The sequence below is a fragment of the Roseibium sp. HPY-6 genome, from assembly GCF_040530035.1.
GTDB lineage: Bacteria > Pseudomonadota > Alphaproteobacteria > Rhizobiales > Stappiaceae > Roseibium.
Genome location: NZ_JBEWCD010000002.1, coordinates 1474554 through 1496680, shown reverse-complemented (window position 1 = coordinate 1496680; position 22127 = coordinate 1474554). Strand labels below are relative to the sequence as shown.

Genomic DNA, 22127 nt, shown 5'->3' with positions numbered 1-22127 from the left:
TCCATGATCAGTAATCTTGAAAAAGAGTTCGCCGAAATTTCGGACTACTGGTCACCGCGTGTGGTTGCGGACGTCAATGACCAGTCCGTGAAGCTTGCCAAGCTGAAAGGCGAGTTCGTCTGGCATGACCATGAGAACGAGGACGAGCTCTTTTTCATCGTCAAAGGTAGCCTCACCATTCGATACCGCGACCGGGCGGATGTGATCCTCAATGCAGGCGACATGCATGTCGTTCCGAAAGGCATTGAACACAATCCGGTCGCCGAAAACGAATGCTGGGTGATGCTGTTTGAACCGTCAGAAACAAAACATACGGGCGAAGTGATCGTCGAAGGCACCAGGTCGGCCGCGCAGCAGCGCGCCCATTTGCAGTCGCAAGACCAGCAATCCGGTGGCGCCTGAACCGAGGAGGTATTCCCATGAGCTACAAGAATTTCACAATCGAGACCGATGCCGACGGCATGGCGCTCATCACCTGGGACATGCCGGAAAGGTCGATGAACGTGATCGACCTTTCGGTGATGGACGAACTCGATTCGCTTATCGATCAGGTCGTTGGTGACGATGCCATCAAGGGTGCAATCATTGCGTCCGGCAAAGCTGCCTTTTCCGGCGGTGCAGACCTCACCATGATGGAAGGCCTGCTGAAGGACTTTCACGTCAAGCGCGGCAACGATCCCGAAGGCGCAGCAAAGGCTCTTTATGAAGGTTCCCGCAAGCTGACGCTGGTCTACCGGAAGCTGGAAACCTGCGGAAAACCTTTTGTCGCAGCGGTTTCGGGAACCTGCATGGGCGGTGGTACCGAACTTGCCCTTGCCTGCCACGCGCGTGTTGCGGATGAAGGCCTGAAGATGGGCCTGCCGGAAGTCAAGGTCGGGCTTTTTCCCGGTGCCGGCGGCACGCAAAGGGTCATGCGCATGACCGATGGCCAGCAAGGGATGCAGTTCCTGCTACAGGGACGCACCCTGCGTGCGCCACAGGCAAAGCAGATGAAGCTCGTCGACGAGGTGACCGGCACGAAGAAGCTCGTTGCTGCAGCCCGGAAGCTGTTGAAAGCCGGTGTCGATCCGGTCAAGGACTGGGACAAAAAAGGCTACAAGCTCCCTAACGGCAAGATCTATTCTCCGGCGGGTTTCCAGTTCTGGCCTGCAGCAAACGCTATCTACCGCCGCGAAACTCACGACAACTATCCAGGAGCCCGGTATCTGCTGCATGCCGTGGTTGAAGGCTTGCAGCTGCCCATGGATCTCGCGCTTCAGGTGGAAAGCCGGTATTTCGCCAAGGTTCTGCAAACCCCGGAAGCGGCGAACATGATCCGCTCGCTGTTTGTTTCCATGCAGGAACTCAACAAACTGGCGCGGCGCCCTGTTGACCAGCGTCCCAACAAGATCAAGAAAATCGGCATTCTGGGTGCCGGTTTCATGGGGGCCGGCATCGCCTACGTTTCCGCGAATGCGGGTATCGACGTCGTTCTGATCGACCGCGACCAGGAGTCCGCCGACAAGGGCAAGGCTCATTCGGATGAACTGATCAGCAAGGCGGTCAAGCGCGGCCGGGCAAGCGAAGAGCAAAAGGAAAAGCTGCTTGCGCGGATCGAACCAACGGCAGATTACGAAGCGCTTGCCGACTGCGATCTGGTGATCGAGGCTGTGTTTGAGGACCGGGAGATTAAGAAAACGGTGACTGAGAAGGCCGAGGCCGTGATGAAGTCGCGCGCCATCTTCGCTTCCAACACATCAACGCTACCGATCACGTCTCTCGCGCAGGCCTCAAAGCGTCCGAAGAATTTCATCGGCATTCACTTCTTCTCGCCCGTGGACAAGATGATGCTGGTGGAAGTGATCCTCGGCAAACGAACATCCGATCGCGCTCTGGCTCTTGCGCTGGACTACATCAAGGCGATCAAGAAAACGCCGATCGTCGTCAATGACAGTCGCGGTTTCTATACGTCCAGAGTGGTCATGACCTACATTCGCGAAGGTCTGATGATGCTCGCAGATGGCGTTCCGGCAGCGATGATCGAAAATGCCGGGAAAATAGCAGGAATGCCTGTTGGGCCGCTGTCCCTCGGCGACGAAGTCGCGCTGGATCTTGCCTGGAAGATCGTTTCAGCGACCCGCAAGGACCTTGGCGTCAAGTATGTCGAGGGGCCGCTCGACAACATCCTTGAGGAAATGGTCGTCAAGCGCGAGAGGTTCGGCCGCAAGAACAGCAAGGGCTTTTACGACTACAAGGGCAAGGACAAGAGCCTTTGGCCCGGGTTGCCTGATGTCACCGGTCAACCAAAGCCCGCCGAAAGCTTCAACATCGAGGAACTCAAGCAAAGACTGCTGGTGATGCAGGCGCTTGAGACGGCGCGGATATTCGAAGAACAATGCCTAACGGATGTGCGCGAGGCAGATGTCGGATCAATCCTCGGTTTCGGCTTCGCTCCTTATACCGGCGGTACGCTGAGCTATATCGACATGTTGGGTACCACTGAATTTGTTGATTTGTGCAAAAAATTCGCGCGCAAGTGGGGCCCCCGTTTCAAGCCGAACAAGTTGCTGCGCGAGATGGCCAAGGAAGGCGAAACCTTCTACGGCAAATTCCCGCCCAAGGCAGAAGAAAAGACTAAAAACGCTGCGTAATGCATACAGAAACCACCTCCTACCCGGCCGTGGTTTCTTTCGCTGCATAAAATAACAGTGTTCTCGTCTCTCAATTCTTGATCCTTGCTGCCTAGTCATGCAGAGTTCGCACAAGAACTGTGCACGGTCTGACCGGAGAAAAGAATGCCGCTGGAAGGCGAATGGGCACGCGCGGACGTGTTCCGAGTTTTGCGAGAAATCGGTTCGGATTACGATTTGAACTGGCCGCATATCGCGGAACTCTATGACTTCGATCTTGCGTGTCTTGACGACCCACAAGGAACCGTGTCGGTCACCGCCTGGCACGGTGTCTTCGAATACGTTGCCGGCGCGCTTGGCGACGACGCAGTGATGTTCGACCTTTTTAACAATGTCGATATCGGTTGCTTTTCAATCTTCGACTACCTTTTTTCCTGCGCCCCCACCTTGCGGGACGCTTGCCTTGGCTGGATGAAATTCATCCCGATACGCACCAATGCCTACCGGCTCACATTTGAAGAGACTGAAACGGGCGCATATGTCGAATGGCCGATATTGGAAGGCCGCGGCGAATGGCGGCAGAACATGTTTGCAAGAGTCGGGTGGGCCACTCAACAGTTCGAACATGCTCTGGACACACCAGTGCCGCCGGTCCTCATCGAGCTCGCCACGACGGCTCCACAAAACACATCGAATTTCCAGAAAAAATATCAGGGACGTATCCGGTTCGGAGCGTCTCACAACCGGATTTTCATTCCAAAGTCGTTGCTCTCCAGCCCGCTGCGCCAGAGCGACAACCACCTTTATGAGATTATTACCAGGGCCGCGTCTGAGGAACTGGACCGGTTTGGGGAACTGGAATCCCCTTTGACCCGGATTGCCAATGCCGTGGCGACAAACCTGTCGCATGGCGAATGCACATTGCCGCATATTTCTGCAAAACTCGGCATGTCGCAACGCGCTGTTCAACGGCTGCTGGAAAAAGAAGGCACCAGCTTTCGCAAGTTAAGTGAAGAAATCCGGCGTTCTGCCGCCGAAAGATACCTGCGCGGCACGGACCTCCCCATGAAGGAGATTGCCTATCTCATTGGATTTTCCGAACTCAGCACCTTTTCCAGGGCCGTGAAATCCTGGTTTGGCATGTCGCCGCGCAAGTTCAGGGAAGGGTCAAGCAGAGCTGGTGTCGCAAGCGGTCATTCAAGGAAAAAAACCGGTGACGTGCGCCTGTCAAAGGCCGCGCGCCCAATCAGCAGCAACCCGAACGCAGCGTTTCGAAAAACCTCGTCATCGCGCGCCGAGTAGGCGCAGCGGCTCCTGCAGGCAGGCAAACCTTCTTAAAATTAAAAGAATTTCGGCACGGAGGTGATTACGGGCTGAACCACCGCCGCGCCAGAGATTTTTCAAAGGTCCACGCGACGCCCGGTACTCCCTTCGAGCGTCACGGCATATCGGGCGGATTCCCTCAAACCTTGAGAGATTTCCATCCAGACTAGGACCGAGCCTGCAGCGTGATTTTTTGTCGTTCCCTCTTCCGGGGGGTTCCGGTTTGGTTTTTCGTTAGCTGCAGCAAGCGGGTAGACAATCCTGCCCTGGAAGTGGGCATTCCGCAGGCGGAAAGTTTCGTATACCCGACAGTCTTCTTACGCCAGCGAAGTGGTTATGTCTTTGACCTGAGAACGCTAGGATTTAACCAATCACGACACAGGGTCAAGAAAATGGGAAGAATTTACAATGTACTGATATTACATAACAATTCTGGAGCTTCAGCGAGTCTCATTGTATTTGCTGCCGAATGATCTTAACTATCCCGTGAACGTTAGATCGATACGACATTCCGGAGGCGTGCATGTCCGATAGCGGCCTGAGCCGATTTCTAGGCGGGTCCCCCGCGCAGGTGATTTTGCGCCTCGTGTTCCTTTCCTTTGTTGTCGGGATCATTCTGTCGGCACTCAATCTCGACCCGCTCGATCTTGTGAACATGGCGGTCAATTTTGTCGAACGGCTATGGGACATGGGTTTCAATGCCATCGGACGTCTCGGGAATTATCTTGTCGTCGGAGCAATTGTCGTGGTGCCGATCTGGCTGATCACACGCATTCTCTCCATGGGCCGCACGCGGTAGAACTCCTTTCGTTTCAGCCGTCTGTCTTCTATGCGCTCACACGAAGCTGAGCGCTGAAACGTCACGCGCGGTTCTGTGCAAGGTGACATGACGATCGGCAAGCTCATCAATATCCGTCGAGTAGCCGCCGCCAAGGACACCGGCAACGGGTAAGCCCATCCGCCGGGACGTTTCGATCACATATCGATCCCGCATCTGCAAGCCCTCACGAGACAGCTTCAGGCGCCCCAGACGATCATGTTCGTAGGGGTCCACGCCCGCATTGTAGAAAACAATGTCCCATTTCTCGCGGGCAAGCAGGGCTGGCAGCACTTCCTCAAGAGCGGACAAATAGTCGTCGTCAGCGGTTTCGTCCGCAAGACCGACATCCATGTGCGAGGGGACCTTTCGGACCGGATAGTTCTTTTGCGAATGCATCGAAAACGTGAAGACGTCAGGGTCCCCTTGGAAAATATCTGCAGTGCCATCGCCCTGATGGACATCCAGGTCGATTATGAGCACCTTGCGTATGGCGCCATCCGCCTGCATGACCCTGACCGCAACGGCTACGTCGTTGAAAACGCAGAATCCTGCGCCATGGAGCCGGCGCGCATGATGGCTGCCACCGGCCGTGTTGCAGGCAAGTCCATGCTCCAGGGCAAGGTAACCGGTCAGCACCGTCCCCCCCGTTGCGCAGCGCGCGCGCAGGGCGATGTCGTGCCGCATCGGAAAGCCGATTTCGCGGGCAACGGCGTCCGGTACGTTCCCCTCGAAAACCTGATCCACATAGGCGGGATCATGGGCGAGCGACACCCACTCGAACGGTGCCGGTCTCGGGCGGAAGAACGTGCCGCCGTCCAGAAGGCCTTCCGCGCGGATCAGATCCGCGACGGCACGGAACTTGTCCATCGGAAATCTGTGATTTACGGGAAGATTGGCGCAATAGGCCGGATGGTGAACAATCGGCAAGGACATTTTCTGACATATAGCAAACCGTACGCAGACAGGAACCCTTAGTTACGCGGCGCATCAGCAGCTCATACCGGGTATGTCAGGAAAGCGATTGACGAAACCGGTTTGCGTGGACAAGAAGGGCTCTTCAATTGAGATGAGCCTTCCATGTCCACTCCACGTTCTGCGGACAGCCCCACGAACCATGCCTTCACGGTGACGCACCGGTCTGTTCTCGTGATCGCGGTACCGATGACGCTCGGCTACCTGTCGACGCCTCTTCTCGGGGTTGTCGACCTGGCCGTGATAGGCAGGCTTGGTGATGCAACGCTCTTGGGAGGAATTGCCCTTGGCGGGATCATCTTCGACCTGATTTTTACGGTCTTCAACTTCCTTCGCGCTGGAACGACCGGACTGACGGCGCAAGCTTTCGGTGCGCGGAACGACCCTGAAATCAAGGCAACCCTTTTAAGGGCTCTGGTGATCGCCGCGCTCGGCGGGCTTTGCGTCATATTGCTTCAATCGCCGATCCGCGATGCCAGTCAGTGGTTCCTGGGCGGCAGTGCCGATGTTCAGTCAGCCACCCGCCGCTACTTTGATATCCGTGTTCTCAGCGCGCCGTTTCTGCTCGCAAACTATGCCATCCTCGGATGGTTCATCGGTCTCGGACGCGCCGGAAAAGGCCTCTTGCTTCAGCTGTTCCTGAACGGGTTGAATATTATTCTCAGCATATGGTTCGTCATGGGCCTCGGCTGGAGCGTGGAAGGGGTCGCCTTCGCAACGGTCCTCAGCGAAATAGCAGCAACTTTGCTCGGCCTCGTTCTGGTACTGGCAAGCACCGGGCGCGGCAGATGGCCGGCCCCTGGTGTCGTGTTCGACCGGAGGCTGCTGATGCGCATGATGGTCCTTAATCGGGATATCATGATCCGCTCTTTTGCACTTCTTTACGCATATGCGTTCTTCATGGCGCGCTCGGCAGACCAGGGCGACACTGTACTCGCCGCAAACGCTGTGCTTGAGAAATTCATTATGGTCTCCGGCTATTTCCTCGACGGCCTGGCAACCGCTGCCGAACAGCTCGCCGGACGTGCGGTCGGCGCACGCTTCCGCCCGGCCTTTGACAGGATGCTCAAGCTCACCGCGCTCTGGAGTTTTGCCATGGCCGGTGTGCTTGCGTCGCTCTTCTATCTGTTCGGGCCTGCCATGATCGAGTTCATGACAACCTCTCCGGAAGTGCGGGAAATTGGAAACACATATCTGATCTGGGCCGTTCTGACGCCGCTGCTTGGTGTTCTGGCGTTCCAGATGGACGGTGTTTTCATAGGCGCCACCTGGTCCGACACGATGCGCAACATGATGCTGCTTTCGCTGGCCGTTTACATTGCCGCCTACTACGCGCTCTTTCCGCTGCTTGGCAACCATGGTCTTTGGCTCGCCATGGGGATTTTTCTCGGACTTCGAGGCATTACTCTGCTGGCAGCGTGCCGGCGGCGCGCGGACAGAACCTTTGCTGCACTCTAATGGGCTTCAGATGCCCAGGACTCCATCTCCCGGTCCCGCGCCTCGCGCAGGGACGTCAGCCCGTGCTGATCGAGTTTGGCGGAAAGGCCTGAGAGAATTTCACCAATCAGCGACGGGCCTTTGAAAACCAACGAGGAATAGAGCTGGAGAAGATCTGCTCCGGCCGTGATCTTGCTCCAGGCGGTCTCGGCACTGTCGATGCCGCCGACCCCGATGATCGGCAAACCCGGTCCGGCCAGCCTGCGTGCCTTTGCAAGAACGATTGTCGACTTTCTGAAAAGCGGTTTTCCGGACAGGCCACCGAGCGCCTGGTACGGCCCCGAGCGGCTCAGTCCGTCCCTGTCCACGGTGGTGTTGGAAACGATCAAACCGTCGATGGCGTTTTCAAGCACCTCCTCGACAATGTCCTTCAGATCCTCCTCGACAATGTCGGGAGCAATCTTGAGGAGCAGCGGAACCCTACGGCCAGTTCTGTCCGCACATTCGCGGCGTGCATTGGAGACGCCTTCAAGGAGTTCGGCAAGCGCTGAGCGCGCCTGGAGATCCCTCAAGCCGGGTGTGTTGGGAGAGGAGATATTCACCGTAAAAAACGAGGCCAGATCGGCAAATTCCGTTATGCCGCTCACATAGTCGGCAATGCGATCTGTCGCGTCCTTGTTCGCACCGACATTGATACCGACGATACCGCCCGCTTTTTTCCTGGAAAGCAGCCGTTTGCGAATGGCATCGTGGCCGTCATTGTTGAAGCCGTAACGGTTTATGACGCCTTCATCGGCGGGCAACCGAAAGACACGCGGACGCGGATTTCCGGGTTGCGCCTTTGGCGTGACCGACCCGACTTCCGTAAACCCAAAACCGAGTTTCAGCAAGGCATCGGGCACCTCGGCATTCTTGTCGAAACCGGCAGCTATCCCGAGGGGATTGGGAAAGTGCAAATCCCAAAACTGCACCGCCAGTCGGGGGTCCGGCGTCCCGGAAGCGCGGGACAAGAGACCGGATTTCATGGCAAGAACCGTGACGCGATGAGCCGTTTCCGCTTCAAGGGCTTGAAGTCCCTTGAGCGTGAGACTTTCCAGCCAGCCTGCCGTCATTCGCCAAGCTCCGGGAAAACGTGCGCTCCTTTAGAAGACACTGGCAGCTCCTTGACCCATAAGGCTGTTGCAGGATCCAGGGTGGCATAAAGGTGCGGAAACAATGCCCCGCCTCTGGAGGGTTCCCATTTCAACGCATCTGCAAATCTGTCCGCTTCAAATGCCGCTAGCAGAAGATCCTTTTGGCCGCTGAAGTGTTTGGCAGCCGTTTCGCGAACCTGTTCGGCGGTCGAGAAGTGGATAAATCCGTCAGCAAGGTCAACCGGAGCACCTGTGAAGACATTCGCCACTACCGCTTCCTGCCACATCGACTTCGGGACGATCTTGAAAATCAGCGTCATTTCTTCCTGTTTCCGTCACTTTGCGCCATCGGTCGCCTCAACACGTGGCTTCCTCAAATTGCGCGGACACTACTGACAGGTCTGCCATCAAACAAGCCGGAGAAACGGACTTTCCCGATGAATGGCAATTCGACCGGGAAAATGCAAAATAATACCGTTTTAATTTCTCGGTATTTTAGTGTTCGGACCTTATGATCACGATACAGCAGCAACTAAGTGACTCGCGATGAAGCTTCGGCCTTTCCTGGTGCCTGTACTTTTGCTGACCGTTGCGGGCGGTCTGGTCGCCTGGCTGTTGCTGGCAGAACCGCCGGAGATTCCGGAGCGGCAAATCGCCGGAACGCTCCGGCCGAGCATCAGCGAAGAACAGGTTCCTTCGTCACGTCCAGAAGAAAGCGCCGCCGAGGAACAACCATCGGCAAAAACTGATGAAGCCAACGCGCCTCTTCCAGTCGATATTCGCAATGTGTCACCCGACGGTGTTTCAGCCCCCGAGGTCAGTGGCGATCTGAAGCGTGTCGAGCCATCCGAGCGCTTTCAGGAGCTGATGAATCCACCGGTTGACCCCGTTCCGGACGGGCCGCTGGAACTCAGGCGCGTTCAGGTGCTGGATGGCGGACGGATCAAGTCCAAGAAACTGGTCGTTACACTTGCCCATATCGAACCATTGAAGATCGACGAAACCTGCGTTGCCGAACAGGGCGGTGCCTGGCCCTGCGGAACGCGGGCAAGGACGTTTCTTCGCGGCCTCATCCGGCAGTACAAGATCACCTGCGAGAAGCTTGCGGAAACCGGGCCAAACCAGATCGTGGCTTCCTGCAAGCGCGGCAAAATCGACTTGAGCACCCGTCTGGTGCGCTATGGTTGGGCGACACCGACCGCGGACGCCCCGGAGGGCTATCAGGATTTTGCCCTTCTGGCACAACAGCGCAAGCTTGGCCAATGGCAGGATGAATGGCAATTCGCAGCGCCCAAGACAGCCTGGGAAGCCGATCCCGACGCTCCGCTGCCGGGTCTTGAAGAACTGGAACCGGAGGTCGTCGAATGGAGCCAAAGCGCAGATACGGACCAACCGGCCCAGGAGTTCTTCGGATTTGAACCGGACAGGGCGGCAGAAGCACCACAGCAATAAGTGGCAAACCACCACAAAAACCAGTCATAATTGTGCCGGAATATTGTCCGAATTCCTTCCCAATTTACTCACAAAATCAGCGATTTCTTACACTCTCCTATAGGTTGTCTTTTTGCCCACAACGAGTTGTGGGGTCTGACACGCGACATAGGGGCTCATCATGTCTATCAGACAAATTGGAAAGTTAGTTTCTGTTGTTTCCGTAGTTTGCATTGCCGTCTTTATTGCAGTCTTTGTGTTCAATAAAGAGAACGGAAGCGGGTCGGATGCTCCTGATCTTGCAAAGGGCTTTGCAAAGCCGGATGACCGCGGATCTCCGGCTTCAAGTCAGGCTCACCCTCCTGAAAAGGCATCACGTCTGGCAGCCCCCAAAACGGAGAAGATCCAATCCGCTGCGGGCTCAGCAGCGATGCCGGATAAATCTGAGGCTGTTTCCGAAGCAGCGGCCGTTGATCAGGCTCGTACTGACACCGAGGTTGTAACGGCCGTTCCCGGTTCGAAACCTTTCGCACAAGAGATCGACTGGACTGATCGGTTTTCACGAACGCGGCAACACAGACAGCTCGCGCAATCTGAGCCATCAAGGCCGGCATCCACCGATCAAAGGCAGGTTTACACGTCGCATCTTGGTGTTCCGACGGCCAAGGCCGCAAATGAAGCGCGTGAACGCCAAGCTCAAGTCAGATTGGGAGCCGGGTCGCTCGACGGGGTAAGCTCTCAGGGGCTGACCGCTTCTTCCTCCGCTTTCGCGCCACCAAGCTCTGACAGGTTAAGGAAACAAGCTGATGTGGCCCGTCGGCAGTCTGCCGCAGCGATGCCGCATGACTTAAGCCGCGAGCGGTTTCCGCAGGCGATCGGTGGCACTGTTAACAAGGTTGCGAGCGCGCCGGTATCGACTTATTCAATCGATGTCGACACCGCCTCCTACTCTTTTGTGAGGAACAATCTCGTCAACGGCGCGCGTCCGCATCCGCAAGCCGTCAGACCCGAAGAATTGATCAATTACTTCAGTTACGACTACCCGCTTCCAGACTCGCCAGAAGTTCCGTTTTCGACAAATGTTTCGATGATCGACACGCCCTGGAATGCGGACACCAAGCTGCTTCAGATCGGATTGCAGGGTTACAAGATACCCCTTGCGGATCTGCCGCCGCAGCATCTCGTGTTTCTGATCGATACGTCCGGATCGATGAACCGGCCCGACAAGCTGCCGCTCCTCAAGCAGGCCTTTCGGTTGCTGCTCGCAACCTTGCGGGAGGAAGATACGATTGCCATCGTGACTTATGCAGGGCACGCCCGAGTGGCGCTTGAGCCGACACCAGCTTCGGACAAGATATCAATTGCAGATGCTGTCAATTCGCTCTGGCCTGGCGGAGGCACCGCGGGACATGCCGGTCTGCAGGAGGCTTATGCTCTTGCGGACAGTATGCGGGAAAACGGAGGCAACGCGCGTATCCTCCTGGCGACAGACGGCGATTTCAATGTCGGCCTTTCCAGTGTCAGTGCTTTGAAGGACTACATCAAAAATCAGAGTAACAATGGTATCGGACTTTCAGTGCTGGGCTTTGGGCGCGGAAACTACAACGATGCCCTTATGCAAACGCTGGCGCAGAACGGCAACGGGTTTGCGGCCTATATCGATACGCTTGCAGAGGCTCGAAAAGTGCTTGTTGAAAGCGTTGTCGGATCCCTCATGACGATTGCGAGCGATGTAAAGATCCAGGTTGAATTCAATCCCGCAACCATCGCCGAATACAGATTGATCGGGTATGAGACGCGCGCGCTGCAACGCGAGGATTTCAATAACGACAAAGTAGACGCCGGTGATATCGGTGCGGGACACACCGTCACGGCGCTTTATGAGGTCACCCCGGTCGGATCTCCTGCAATGCGTCTTGATGATTTGCGATATCAGGTAAGCGAAACAATACCCGCCACCGCTGTTAGCGATGAATTTGCCGACGAAGTGGCTTTCGTTAAGCTCCGCTACAAGCTCCCCGGCGAAACCAAAAGCCGCCTGATCAGCACACCTGTCAAATTCTCCACGTCTGAGATCCCGGAAAGTGAAACGCTCTTTGCGGCGGCTGTTGCCGGTTTTGCACAGCACCTGCAAGGATCCAGCTATCTGGGCGCCTGGACGTTGGGCGAGATGGCAGAAATGGCGCGAACTCATGCCGGAGACGACAGGCTAGGATACAGAGCCGAGTTCTTATCACTTTTGCAGCTTGCCGACTTTGCTGAGAACTGAAAGTCGGCGGAGACCACGTCTCCGCCTTTTTCCAATTCCATCGGTCGGCCGTTAAGCCGACAATTCGCCGGCGAGCGCCTTGCGGATCATCTCTCGGGTTTCCGCGATACCATAGAGCGCGACAAAGGAGCCGAAACGCGGCCCTTTTTCCTGCCCAAGCAGCAGCTGATAAAGCGCTGAGAACCAGGCGACGGATACGCCTGGCCCGCCATCGGGACCCTTTTTGTTCGGATCCTGATACCGTTCGATCGCCCGCGCTACATCGAGGACGGCGTCCTGAATGGCAGCACCGTCGGCATCATCCGGCAGCTCCGCCAGTTTGGCGTCCAATTGCTCAAGAGCGGTCCGCTCAACCTCATCAGGCGCTTTGAATGACTTCGTCGGCCTGACAAAATCCTCAAAGTAGCGGATGGCATACCCAACCAGCGCATCCAGCTCGGGATGCGTTGCCGCGGTCACGCCCGGCGCATAGCGGGAGATGAAAGCCCACAGCACCTCCTTGTTGTCCGCGTTGGACGCCGAGACAAGGTTCAAAAGCATCGCGAACGGAACCGGCATATCGATCGCTGGAATGTTTCCGGAATGAATATGCCAGGCCGGGTTCTGCAGTTTCTGCTCCACCGGCATTTGCCCGTATTTCTGGACGAAGGTGTAGTACTCGTCGACCGCCTTCGGGATGACGTCGAAGTAGAGCTTCTTGGCCGTCTTGGGCTTCTGGAAATTGTAAAGCGCAAGGCTTTCCGGCGAGGCATAGGTCAGCCATTCATCGATGGTCAAACCGTTGCCCTTCGACTTGGAAATCTTCTCGCCCTTTTCATCCAGGAACAGCTCATAGACGAAATGTTCCGGTGCCTTGCCGCCCAGAATGTTGCAGATCTTGTCGTAGATCGGTGCATTCGTCTGGTGATCCTTGCCGAACATCTCGAAGTCGACGTCAAGGGCCGCCCAGCGCATGCCGAAGTCCGGCTTCCATTGCAGCTTCACATTGCCGCCGGTGACGGACAAGGTGATCTCTTCGCCGGTTTCGTCGTCAAACGTGACCGTACCGTCCGCCGGATTGACCTCTTTCATCGGCACATAGAGCACACGGCCCGACGACGGTGAAATCGGCAGGAAGGGCGAATAGGTCGCCTGACGCTCTTCGCCAAGGGTCGGCAGCATCACGTCCATGATCTTCTGATACTTTTCCGTTGCCCGGATCAGAACCTCATCGAACTTGCCGGACTTGTAGTATTCCGTTGCGCTCGCGAACTCGTAGTCAAAGCCGAATGTATCCAGGAACCGGCGGAGCATCGCGTTGTTGTGCGCGGCAAAGCTCTCGTAATCGCCGCCAAAAGGATTTGGGACGGCGCTAAGCGGCAATTGGAGATAAGGTTCAAGCGCGGCGCGATCCGGCACGTTTTCCGGGATCTTGCGCATCCCGTCCATATCGTCGGAAAAGCACAGCAACCGCGTCGGGATCTTGTCTTCGGTCAGCAGCCGGAAGGCTGTGCGCACCATGGTGGTGCGCAGGACTTCCCCAAACGTTCCGATATGCGGCAATCCGGATGGACCGTAGCCGGTTTCAAACAGAACCGGTTTTTCCGGATCCCTCTTGCCGATGCGTTTGACCAGTTTGCGTGCTTCTTCGAACGGCCAGGCTTTCGATTTCGTGGCCGCCTCGACAAAATCTTGCGAAAGGTCAAGCAAAGGCAGGGATTGGTCGGTCATTTCGGGTTTCATTCTGTTGATTTGGATGGAAACAGTGCAATTTGCGGCGGCAAAATTGCCAAAGGGCCTCATGTTGCGGCGCGACACTAGAAAAGCGCAGGCCAACAGTCAATCAAATGTCGCATTTCGTTGACTTGAAGCTTTCCCGCCAACCCTATACATCGTGTCTTCGATTTGCCCTTTAACCGGCGCAGTGGAGAATGAATAGTGTCTAGCAATGAACCGATCAGCGTTCAGGAAGCCCTCATCTACGTGATGGTGATTGTGTCTGCCTCAGACAACGCGATGACAGATAAGGAACTGGCCACGATCGGTGACATGATCAAGATGTTGCCGGTGTTCGGCGAATATGACGGCAACCGGATCATCCCCGCCGCGCAGCGCTGCGGCGACATTCTTCAGGAAGAAAACGGCCTGTCGCTGGTGCTGGAACTCGTCGGCGACGTCTTGCCGCCGAAGCTCTACGACACGGCCTATGCCCTCGCCGTTGAGGTCGCTGCGGCAGACCTTCACGTCGAACAGGAAGAACTGCGCATTCTTCAGATGCTGCGCGACCGGTTCCGCCTCGACAAGCTCACCGTGGCCGCCATCGAGCGCGGCGCCATCGCGCGGCACCGCACCGTTTGAGCAGGATCAGTCGCGGGATCCGGCGATGCCGGATCTCAGCGACTTGATGGCAGGCGCAGCCCAGGATGGGACGCCCAGCTTGCGGTAGCTGTTTTCCAGCTTTCGGCCGACCGTCTTTGCTGAAATAGACAGCAAACGCGCGGTGTCCCTGTTTGTTTCTGCGTGGATCAACTGACCAAGCACTTCGCGTTCGCGCAATGTGAGCTGAAATGCTTCGTTCAATCCCTGTTGTTTGCGTTCCGGCCCATCCCTTTGGCATTGGTCGCGGCGGAATACTCAGTTCAGGCTGCGGATGGCGTCCGGCAGATCAAGTGAAAACGCAGGGATGGCAACATCAAACCGCGATCCGTCGGGCCGCTCCATCGCGTAGGAACCCGCCATGATGCCGCTGTCGGTCGACAGCGGGCAATGCGATGAATATTCGTAGGTTTCGCCCGGTTCGATCACCGGCTGCTCGCCGACGACACCGTCGCCGGAAACCTCTTCCTGGCGGCCGAGAGCATCGGTGATCTGCCAGTACCTGGTTTTCAACTGAACCGGTTCCGAGCCGCCATTATGGATCTCCACCATATACGCCCAGATGAACTCGCTTTCTTCCGGTTTCGATTCATCGTCCAGATAAAACGGTTCGACCGAGACTTCGATCCCTTGCGTTGTGGCGCTGTAGCTGCCTGACACGGTAGTTCCTTCAATCCAGGGGCGGTGATCCGCAACTTCAGGAAGCGCTTATAGGGCGAATGACATAAGCGTGAAAGAGTCTTACTTGTGAAATCTGGAAGGATTTTGCATGTAGGCCGCTGATTTTCCCCAAACCAGGTCCAATACCGTGTTCGACGCCCGCATACGACCTCTGATCGACCCACCGCTCAATCGGGTGGGGCACCTTCTTGCCAGAGCCGGGGTCAGCCCGAATGCCGTCACGCTTTTCGGCTTTGCGATCGGCATCGGGGCGGCTGTCGCGATCGCTTCAGGATTTTTTCTTCTCGGTTTCGTTCTGATCGCTCTGAACCGCCTTGCCGACGGGCTCGACGGTGCTCTGGCCCGTGCGACGCAAAAAACCGATCTTGGCGGCTACCTGGATATCACTCTGGATTTCTTCTTCTATGGGGCTATCCCTCTGGCATTTGCAATCCAAGATCCCGCCGCCAATGCCCTGCCCGCTGCGGCGCTGCTTTGCAGTTTCTACGCCAACGGATCCGCGTTCCTTGCCTTTGCGATCATGGCGGAACGACGCGGTCTTTCAACCGACAAACAGGGTGCGAAATCTCTCTATTATCTGGGTGGACTGGCGGAAGGCACTGAAACAATTGCCTTGTTTCTGCTCATGGCCCTATTCCCGTCATGGTTTGCCTTGCTTGCCTGGGCCTTTGCCGCGGTCTGCTTCGTCTCGGCAGTCGCACGCGTGATGATCGGTGTCAAATCACTGGACAGGCACTAGACGAAACCTGTCAGCCTGTCGAAGTCAGCTCAGATAAAAGCCTTCGAAGTGGACGTTCTCGATCTCGTCTCCGGAGAGATAAATGTAGCTGCTTGACGTAGCCGTAGACACAGGCTGCGACGTTGCCAGCGTCGACAGGGGCCGATCCCTGCCAAGCCTCAGGTAGAACTTGATCGGCTCGCGAATGACGATGTGATCTATCGTGCTCGCCCCCTTGAGACTGACTTCTTCCGGATATCCGGCATACATGATCCGCTTGTTGCCATCTGCGATTTTCGTCAGGACGAAACAGGTGAAAATGCCGGTTCTATTTTGCTCTCGAGACATAAGCGGTGCGAGCGGGCCGTACATCAGACGCCCGATCACCATTACCCTCATCGCTATTGTTTTGACCATCTCAGACAAGACAAGCGCCCAGATACAAATAGCCAAAAAGGTAATAACTGCCTTTTCCGGAAATTCGAAAATAAAGTTGATCAAGCTGTATCTGATTGCGTCGTAAATCAGAAAGAATTTTCCTTCATCATCGATAAATTCTATTGGAAACTTGTATGGATATACTAGGTTCATGCTCAAAATCAGCACCTTCAGAACCACCACAAAAGAAACCAATATTCCTGCGGAATAGATCAGTATTGAAACCGTGGAAAAGACAACGTTCACGGCCCCGAAGGGGCGCTTTACAATCGATCCTTGAAAAAGAGAATACCTGAACATCAGTCCAGGTATCAAAAACAGGAAAATCAATAAAGTTGAGCTACTTAGCGACACTCACAATTACCTTGCGAACGCGGGCTTCTGGCCTTTCAACAAGCTCTTAATCCTGTTTCTAACGTCGTCTTCCTTGATTGAAGAAGAGTTCTCCTCGGCGGACACTTCAGACAGGGCGCGATACACCGTTGCAAAAGAACCTTTTGATTCTTTGCTGAATTCCCTCAGAAGCCGTTCCCGGCGGGACGAACTCGACATTCCAACCTCCTAGAATCAAACTCGGCGCTATCTTATCGCAAAACCGCTTAAGTTTGCGCTAAACAGATACAAACCACCCGGTGAATTTCCGGGGCAGGACAAGCCCCAAAATACCAGGAAATCACTATAGATATAGTGCTTATTACGGACATTTTTAAGTCCGAATGCCACGAGGACGTTTCGATCCGACACCTGCACCGCGCAAATGGGTAAATCAGGGCAGAATCGAAAACCCCCGGTGTAGAGGTTGAAGCGGCGCATCAGGACCCGGATGACGAGCCTGTTTCCTCGGCTCTGAAACGCTCGATCCATTCCCGGTTGGTCTTGTCCGACAGCCGTGCGACGGGGAGCTCAATGCCTGCAGCCGCTTTCGGATCCTGCCCAAGTTCCCTGAGGATCGTCTCGACCGCTGCAACGGGCTGACGGGCGAGTTCATCATAGGTTATGCGCCGCGGCGTCAGACCTTCGTCCTCGAACCAGTCGATCCAGGCCTGATCATATGCCATCATCTCTTCGACGTGCTGCCTGATCCGTGCGTGGTCATAGGCTGGTTCCTGCGGCGGTGCCAGCCTTTCTATTTCGGTCCCGTCCGGCGCCTGGTGCCAGAGCCCCGTCTGGCTGGCTTTCACGAAGGAGACAGCCTGGGCAACCTTGTCGTCCCGGGTGAGATGGATAAACAACGGTTTGCCGAACACGGCCTCGATCCGTGCTGAAAGGCTCGTCAATTCCGGATGAAGGGAATTGAGCTTCGCTGAGAAGAAGTCAAAACTCCCGCGCTGCAATCTCAGACCGAAGATCCCGGTTCCGGCAGAGCCTTTTTGCCGGGCCGTTTCAAAAAGAACAGAAAGCCGTTCGCGTTCACCTGGAAAAACCTCGCCTTCCAGCCCGAAATGAGCCTGCCAGGCATCAAGACTGGCTTTGTGAAAGTAGGACTTCGGGTCACCCGCCTGCCCTGTTGCCGCGAGAAGCTTGCACAAGAGCGTGCTGCCGCTGCGGGGCGACGTGCAGATGACGTAGGCCTGGTATCCCGACTTATCCTGCGTTCCCATACACTGGCCTTTCGAAAAGCAGTTCCCAACTCCACCGCTGGCGTACCGACCGCGCATGACACTTCGAAGACGATACCGGTATTTCGGGCAGATAACGCGTATGCGCGTGAACTTGAAGCATGCCCAAAGACGAAAAACCATATGCCGGCAAAGGCACCTCTTCCGTATCCGAATGGCGACAATGATACTGGGCCGGTCAGCTGCAACGCAGGCGCTTTAGCGGGCATCTTGCGAAGACAGTCTGCTCTGCCGTGTGCTACGCATTTCAGACAAGTTCAAAAGGCATAGAATCAGGTCGTAGGACATAAACAGATCCGGATGTTGCGGGAGACTTTTTAAAGTGCACACGAAAGACATGTCCTCCTGGACACACGACCACGTTTTCGGTCAGGACAAGGCGCGCCCGGGCGAACGGCGGACACTCATCATTGTCGTTGTGACCGCCGTCTTCATGGTCGTGGAGGTCTTCGCCGGACTTTACTACGGCTCGATGGCGCTCCTCGCCGACGGACTGCACATGGCAAGCCATGCGGCAGCGCTCGGCATCAGTGTCGCCGCCTATGTCTATGCGCGGCGGCAAGCCGCCAATCGGCGTTTTTCATTCGGAACGGGCAAGGTCAACAGCCTGGCGGCATTCGCCAGTGCGATCCTTCTGGTAGGTTTTGCCGCACTCATGGCCGTTGAAAGCATCGAGCGGCTGTTCAACCCCGTTGCCATCAGTTTCGACCAGGCAATTCTGGTCGCTGTGATTGGACTTCTCGTGAACGGCGCCAGCGCTTGGCTGCTCGCGTCCACTCCGCATCACCACCACCATCACGAGCATGGGCATGGTCACGGGCATGATCATGACCACCACCACCATCATCACGGGCACGATCATGACGATGAGCAGACCTCCGAAATCCATAAGGACCACAACCTGAGGGCCGCTTATCTCCATGTTCTGGCAGATGCGCTGACGTCGCTTCTGGCAATTCTCGCGCTCCTTGCCGGCAAGTTCGCGGGGGCGACGTGGCTTGATCCAGTCATGGGCATTGTCGGCGCCGCTCTTGTCGCACATTGGTCATTCGGCCTACTGCGGATGTCGGCAAAAGTTCTCCTGGACTGGCAAGCGGATGACCGATTGATCGATCAGGTGCGCGCGGCGCTCCGGGCTGACGAGAGCGACAGGATCGCCGACCTGCATGTCTGGGCGATCGGCCAGGGACAGCATGCCGCCGAGGCCACGATTGTCAGTGATCACCCCCGCAGCCCGAACCACTACAAGGCACTGATCCCCGAGAGCCTTGGGATCGTGCATGTGACTGTGGAAGTGCACCGCTGCGGCATGTCCAAGGAAGCCGCGTGAAAACGCGATCACCGCGCCTTCCGGCGGAGCACCAGCAGTCCTGCGCTGACAATCATCATCATGCCGGTCACAGATGCAAAACTCGGCGATATGCCGAAAAACAAAATGTCCCAGATCGCGACGAACACGAGATAGCTGTATTCGAAGGTTGAGACGATGGCGGGTGGGGCGGCCTGGTAGGCGCCTGCCAGCATCATTCCAATGACGATCGTCAATCCCGCCAGCAGCGCGAGGACCAGCCAGTCTGTCAAACCGATATCCGACCACACACCAAAAATGTAGGGATACTCACGGAGCAAGTCGCCGGGCGGAACAACCAGGTAAATCAGGGCACTGACAGAAACGCCCGCCGTCAGCATGACAATAGTCTGCGACAGCGAAAGGGCAGAAAGCGGGGTGTCCTGGCATTTGACCCGCGTCGTAATGTGCGCCATCGCATAAAACGCAGCTCCGACAACGGGAAGCAGCGCCCAGGGCGAGAACGCGTCGGTCCCCGGTTGCAGCAATACCACGACGCCGGCAAACCCGAGAACGATACCCAGCCTTCCGAACGGTCCGACAGCCTCCCCGATCGCATATGCGGACAGAAGCGCCACAAAGATCGGGGCAAGATAGTTGGCCGCGCCGACGGTCGACAGGCTCAGGAACGGGATTGCTGCATAAAACGCCAGAAACGTGGTCGTGATGAAGACCGATCGTAACATCGGCCATTTTCCGAACGCGGCGCGAACGACGCCCCGATGCACTCCCCTCGCCCACAGAACTGCCCAAAGCATAGGTATCGCGAGCATGCCGCGCAGCGCGAAAATCTGCCACAGGGTCATGTTGCTGCTGAATAACTTGAACACCACATCCTGGATCGAGATCGTAAGCGCCGCTGCAACGATCAGGACCACACCACCGACGATGTTCTGCGGACGGGAGAGCGTGTTGTCGTTCAAGTGATCTTCCTTGCGCAAAGTTCTTCGTTTCCAAGACGTACCGTCGTGGCATTAGTTTGGGTAGGCATTGCAAATTGAAGGCATTATTTGATAATTTTAAAGAATGGAGCGCATACCCACACATGGCATCGAGGTCTTTCTAACCATTGTTCGTGAAGGATCAATGCGATCAGCCGCAGAAGTGCTCGGCGTCGGAGCACCCGCCGTGAGCCTGCAGCTTAAGGCGCTTGAAGACCGGTTGGGAATTGAACTGTTTTTCCGCACGACACGCAGCTTGGAGCTCACCGAAGCCGGGAAAATTCTTTTCGATGCCGCTGCGCCTGCGCATCGGGACCTGACCTACGCCTTCAAGAAAACGAAGGAGATGGCGCGCTCGACAACCGGCACGTTAAGGCTGAGCCTTTCGCGCGGCGCTTATATCGCCGCACTCGCACCCGTTCTGAAAGACTTCCTGGCAAGACACCCGGGCATCAACCTGGATATTTCCTGGAATGAAGAACTGGTCGATATCGTCCGCCGGGGAATTCATGCGGGCATTCGCATGGGCGACATGCTGAGCCCTGACATGATCGCGGTACGCATTACCCCACCGATCAAGTCAGCCTTCTTTGCCGCGCCCTCATATCTCCAGAACCATGGCTTGCCCCGTACGCCTCGTGACCTTTTGGACCATCAGTGCATACGACAACGGCTCCCCAGTTCCGGTGAGCTGCGGGAATGGTGGGTAACCGAGGATGGCCAGGACACATGCATCGACCCGCCCGCCCGGCTGATCTTCGATTCCGCCGCTGGCGTTATTCAAGCCGCGCGCGAGGGCCACGGTGTCGGCTGGTCCATGAAGGCGACAATGGAGGATCATCTGAAGACCGGAGAACTTGAGAGGGTCCTCAAGCCATACGCCAAGGACCTCCCCCCGTTTTACATCTACTATCCTGCGCAGAACAAAAGGGTAGAGTGCCTCAGGCTGCTCGTGGAGTTCCTGAAGCATCGGTCAAAGAACCGGGCAGACCCTGAGATCGCTTCAGCCGGAGAGAGCTGACCGGTAAGGCGCACCGGAAGCAGACTTGAATTGACGGAGCATCAGCTAGGCGGTGTTCTGTCGTTCCAGCCAAGCCAGAATCTCGCGGTTCGTCTCGTCCGGTTTTTCCTGCTGGATCCAATGGCCGCAGTCCAGGCTGACCACATCCACATCCGGCACGAACTGCGAGAGGTTTTCGGACTTCGGGATGGGATCCCTGTCGCCATAGATCATGAGCGCGGGCTGCCTGATGACCGGGTCCACATCCGCCAGGAGATGCCAGTTGCGGTCAAGGTTCCGGTACCAGTTGATGCTGCCCGTGAAGCCCGATCTCTCGAAGGCGGAAACGAAGACACTCAGTTCGGCTTCACTCATGACGGCTTCGCCGCGTGGCTCCTCCGCCCTGGCAAGATTTATAAGGGCCATACCCGGTTCCGGTGCCGCCGGGGGCTCGTTTTTCCGGTAAAGACTTCGGAGAAACCTGCAGGTGTTTTCCTGAAAGACCGCATCCGCTACGCCCGGCTTCCGGTTGAAGTGGACGAAATAATTGTCAGCGCCGAGAAAAGTCTCCATGAGCTCGACCCATGGCTTTTCGCCGCGCTCCTGGTACGGCAGGCTCAGGTTGATCACCTTGCGGACCCGGTTCGGATGCAACAAGGCCAATCCCCAAACGACCATCGCTCCCCAGTCGTGACCGGCAAAGACAGCATCCTCGTAACCATAGTGATCAAGGAGCGCGACAAGATCTCCTGTCAGATGGTCAATATCGTAGGCGGTAACATTGCCTGGTTGCGACGAGTTTCCGTAGCCACGCTGATTGGGGACGATGACATGGTAGCCCGCCTCGGCAAGCGCGGGCATCTGGTAGCGCCAGGAAAACGCGTGTTCCGGCCAACCGTGACAGAGCACAATCGGATTTCCCGAATGTTCGCGTCCTGCTTCAAATACTTCAAGTTCGACGCCGTTCACAGCAATGAGGCACGGACTTGGAAAATCGGTTGGATTGAACACTGCTCTGCTCCTTGTTGACTTT

At 56.4% G+C, this 22127-nt stretch carries 21 protein-coding genes; 11 read left to right on the top strand and 10 right to left on the bottom strand.

The annotated features are described in order from the left end of the window. Window positions 1–3: 3 nt before the first annotated feature. The 4 genes from ABVF61_RS18285 (at window position 4) to ABVF61_RS18270 (ending at window position 4731) form a co-directional block, all read left to right on the top strand. Window positions 4–402: a cupin domain-containing protein gene (locus ABVF61_RS18285; RefSeq protein ID WP_353994970.1), complete on the top strand. Its 399-nt coding sequence runs from the start codon at window positions 4–6 to the stop codon at window positions 400–402. A 17-nt stretch (window positions 403–419) separates the two neighbouring features. Further along, on the top strand, window positions 420–2630 hold the full coding sequence (locus ABVF61_RS18280) for a 3-hydroxyacyl-CoA dehydrogenase NAD-binding domain-containing protein (RefSeq protein WP_353994969.1): 2211 nt from the start codon (window positions 420–422) through the stop codon (window positions 2628–2630). A 144-nt stretch (window positions 2631–2774) separates the two neighbouring features. Further along, window positions 2775–3911, top strand: a complete 1137-nt coding sequence (locus ABVF61_RS18275) for an AraC family transcriptional regulator (protein ID WP_353994968.1) — start codon at window positions 2775–2777, stop codon at window positions 3909–3911. Window positions 3912–4455: 544 nt separating this feature from the next. Beyond that, on the top strand, window positions 4456–4731 hold the full coding sequence (locus tag ABVF61_RS18270; RefSeq protein WP_353994967.1) for a DUF6460 domain-containing protein: 276 nt from the start codon (window positions 4456–4458) through the stop codon (window positions 4729–4731). Between the two features lie 36 nt (window positions 4732–4767). Here the strand turns inward: ABVF61_RS18270 and ABVF61_RS18265 are convergent, their stop codons facing one another. After that, the gene (locus tag ABVF61_RS18265; protein WP_353994966.1) at window positions 4768–5685 is read right to left on the bottom strand and encodes a histone deacetylase family protein; all 918 of its coding nucleotides are present in this window, start codon (window positions 5683–5685) and stop codon (window positions 4768–4770) included. Window positions 5686–5829: 144 nt separating this feature from the next. Here ABVF61_RS18265 and ABVF61_RS18260 point away from each other — a divergent pair, with 144 nt between their 5' ends. Then, window positions 5830–7182 carry an MATE family efflux transporter gene (locus tag ABVF61_RS18260; RefSeq protein ID WP_353994965.1) on the top strand — a complete coding sequence of 451 codons (1353 nt, stop codon included), beginning with the start codon at window positions 5830–5832 and terminating at the stop codon, window positions 7180–7182. Here ABVF61_RS18260 and ABVF61_RS18255 read toward each other — a convergent pair. Next, window positions 7179–8273, bottom strand: coding sequence for a quinone-dependent dihydroorotate dehydrogenase (locus ABVF61_RS18255; RefSeq protein WP_353994964.1), 1095 nt, complete (start codon window positions 8271–8273; stop codon window positions 7179–7181). The two genes, ABVF61_RS18260 and ABVF61_RS18255, sit on opposite strands and share 4 nt — an antisense overlap. Then, the gene (locus ABVF61_RS18250) at window positions 8270–8614 is read right to left on the bottom strand and encodes a DUF952 domain-containing protein (RefSeq protein WP_353994963.1); all 345 of its coding nucleotides are present in this window, start codon (window positions 8612–8614) and stop codon (window positions 8270–8272) included. Before ABVF61_RS18250 ends, ABVF61_RS18255 begins: the two co-directional genes overlap by 4 nt. A gap of 226 nt (window positions 8615–8840) precedes the next feature. Here ABVF61_RS18250 and ABVF61_RS18245 point away from each other — a divergent pair, with 226 nt between their 5' ends. Together ABVF61_RS18245 and ABVF61_RS18240 are read left to right on the top strand one after the other, a co-directional pair. After that, window positions 8841–9746: a thermonuclease family protein gene (locus ABVF61_RS18245; protein ID WP_353994962.1), complete on the top strand. Its 906-nt coding sequence runs from the start codon at window positions 8841–8843 to the stop codon at window positions 9744–9746. Between the two features lie 409 nt (window positions 9747–10155). Next, window positions 10156–11994, top strand: a complete 1839-nt coding sequence (locus ABVF61_RS18240) for a vWA domain-containing protein (protein ID WP_353994961.1) — start codon at window positions 10156–10158, stop codon at window positions 11992–11994. A gap of 51 nt (window positions 11995–12045) precedes the next feature. On the opposite strand, the gene ABVF61_RS18235 is transcribed toward ABVF61_RS18240, so the two are convergent. After that, entirely contained in the window at window positions 12046–13704 is a 1659-nt protein-coding gene (locus ABVF61_RS18235; RefSeq protein ID WP_353994960.1) for a lysine--tRNA ligase, read from the bottom strand. 255 nt (window positions 13705–13959) lie between these two features. Between ABVF61_RS18235 and ABVF61_RS18230 the strand changes: the two genes are divergently transcribed. After that, window positions 13960–14331: a tellurite resistance TerB family protein gene (locus ABVF61_RS18230; RefSeq protein ID WP_353996452.1), complete on the top strand. Its 372-nt coding sequence runs from the start codon at window positions 13960–13962 to the stop codon at window positions 14329–14331. 6 nt (window positions 14332–14337) lie between these two features. Here the strand turns inward: ABVF61_RS18230 and ABVF61_RS18225 are convergent, their stop codons facing one another. Together ABVF61_RS18225 and apaG are read right to left on the bottom strand one after the other, a co-directional pair. After that, window positions 14338–14553 carry a LuxR C-terminal-related transcriptional regulator gene (locus tag ABVF61_RS18225; RefSeq protein ID WP_353994959.1) on the bottom strand — a complete coding sequence of 72 codons (216 nt, stop codon included), beginning with the start codon at window positions 14551–14553 and terminating at the stop codon, window positions 14338–14340. A 54-nt stretch (window positions 14554–14607) separates the two neighbouring features. Further along, window positions 14608–15009, bottom strand: a complete 402-nt coding sequence (gene apaG, locus ABVF61_RS18220) for a Co2+/Mg2+ efflux facilitator ApaG/CorD (protein WP_353994958.1) — start codon at window positions 15007–15009, stop codon at window positions 14608–14610. Between the two features lie 148 nt (window positions 15010–15157). Between apaG and ABVF61_RS18215 the strand changes: the two genes are divergently transcribed. After that, window positions 15158–15769 carry a CDP-alcohol phosphatidyltransferase family protein gene (locus tag ABVF61_RS18215; RefSeq protein WP_353994957.1) on the top strand — a complete coding sequence of 204 codons (612 nt, stop codon included), beginning with the start codon at window positions 15158–15160 and terminating at the stop codon, window positions 15767–15769. 24 nt (window positions 15770–15793) lie between these two features. On the opposite strand, the gene ABVF61_RS18210 is transcribed toward ABVF61_RS18215, so the two are convergent. Next, complete coding sequence (locus ABVF61_RS18210; protein ID WP_353994956.1) at window positions 15794–16339, bottom strand: hypothetical protein; 546 nt, start codon at window positions 16337–16339, stop codon at window positions 15794–15796. Between the two features lie 659 nt (window positions 16340–16998). Further along, window positions 16999–17787, bottom strand: coding sequence for a Stf0 family sulfotransferase (locus tag ABVF61_RS18205; RefSeq protein ID WP_353994955.1), 789 nt, complete (start codon window positions 17785–17787; stop codon window positions 16999–17001). A 340-nt stretch (window positions 17788–18127) separates the two neighbouring features. Here ABVF61_RS18205 and dmeF point away from each other — a divergent pair, with 340 nt between their 5' ends. Then, complete coding sequence (gene dmeF / locus ABVF61_RS18200; protein ID WP_353994954.1) at window positions 18128–19135, top strand: CDF family Co(II)/Ni(II) efflux transporter DmeF; 1008 nt, start codon at window positions 18128–18130, stop codon at window positions 19133–19135. 8 nt (window positions 19136–19143) lie between these two features. Here dmeF and ABVF61_RS18195 read toward each other — a convergent pair whose 3' ends face one another. Next, window positions 19144–20076, bottom strand: a complete 933-nt coding sequence (locus tag ABVF61_RS18195; RefSeq protein WP_353994953.1) for a DMT family transporter — start codon at window positions 20074–20076, stop codon at window positions 19144–19146. A 103-nt stretch (window positions 20077–20179) separates the two neighbouring features. On the opposite strand from ABVF61_RS18195, the gene ABVF61_RS18190 reads away from it, so the two are divergent. Then, a complete protein-coding gene (locus ABVF61_RS18190) occupies window positions 20180–21115 on the top strand; it encodes a LysR family transcriptional regulator (protein ID WP_353994952.1) in 936 nt (311 codons plus the stop codon). 45 nt (window positions 21116–21160) lie between these two features. On the opposite strand, the gene ABVF61_RS18185 is transcribed toward ABVF61_RS18190, so the two are convergent. After that, complete coding sequence (locus ABVF61_RS18185; RefSeq protein ID WP_353994951.1) at window positions 21161–22105, bottom strand: alpha/beta fold hydrolase; 945 nt, start codon at window positions 22103–22105, stop codon at window positions 21161–21163. Window positions 22106–22127: the final 22 nt, after the last annotated feature.

Excerpts from the sequence above, each read along its gene's own strand:
- ABVF61_RS18240 (WP_353994961.1), top strand. The coding sequence starts at position 10,156 with ATGCCGGATAAATCTGAGGCTGTTTCCGAAGCAGCGGCCGTTGATCAG.
- ABVF61_RS18250 (WP_353994963.1), bottom strand. The coding sequence starts at position 8,614 with ATGACGCTGATTTTCAAGATCGTCCCGAAGTCGATGTGGCAGGAAGCG.
- ABVF61_RS18205 (WP_353994955.1), bottom strand. The coding sequence starts at position 17,787 with ATGGGAACGCAGGATAAGTCGGGATACCAGGCCTACGTCATCTGCACG.
- ABVF61_RS18190 (WP_353994952.1), top strand. The coding sequence starts at position 20,180 with ATGGAGCGCATACCCACACATGGCATCGAGGTCTTTCTAACCATTGTT.
- ABVF61_RS18265 (WP_353994966.1), bottom strand. The coding sequence starts at position 5,685 with ATGTCCTTGCCGATTGTTCACCATCCGGCCTATTGCGCCAATCTTCCC.
- ABVF61_RS18260 (WP_353994965.1), top strand. The coding sequence starts at position 5,830 with ATGTCCACTCCACGTTCTGCGGACAGCCCCACGAACCATGCCTTCACG.
- ABVF61_RS18255 (WP_353994964.1), bottom strand. The coding sequence starts at position 8,273 with ATGACGGCAGGCTGGCTGGAAAGTCTCACGCTCAAGGGACTTCAAGCC.
- ABVF61_RS18275 (WP_353994968.1), top strand. The coding sequence starts at position 2,775 with ATGCCGCTGGAAGGCGAATGGGCACGCGCGGACGTGTTCCGAGTTTTG.
- ABVF61_RS18270 (WP_353994967.1), top strand. The coding sequence starts at position 4,456 with ATGTCCGATAGCGGCCTGAGCCGATTTCTAGGCGGGTCCCCCGCGCAG.
- ABVF61_RS18210 (WP_353994956.1), bottom strand. The coding sequence starts at position 16,339 with ATGAACCTAGTATATCCATACAAGTTTCCAATAGAATTTATCGATGAT.
- ABVF61_RS18235 (WP_353994960.1), bottom strand. The coding sequence starts at position 13,704 with ATGACCGACCAATCCCTGCCTTTGCTTGACCTTTCGCAAGATTTTGTC.
- ABVF61_RS18245 (WP_353994962.1), top strand. The coding sequence starts at position 8,841 with ATGAAGCTTCGGCCTTTCCTGGTGCCTGTACTTTTGCTGACCGTTGCG.
- ABVF61_RS18230 (WP_353996452.1), top strand. The coding sequence starts at position 13,960 with ATGGTGATTGTGTCTGCCTCAGACAACGCGATGACAGATAAGGAACTG.
- ABVF61_RS18285 (WP_353994970.1), top strand. The coding sequence starts at position 4 with ATGATCAGTAATCTTGAAAAAGAGTTCGCCGAAATTTCGGACTACTGG.
- ABVF61_RS18280 (WP_353994969.1), top strand. The coding sequence starts at position 420 with ATGAGCTACAAGAATTTCACAATCGAGACCGATGCCGACGGCATGGCG.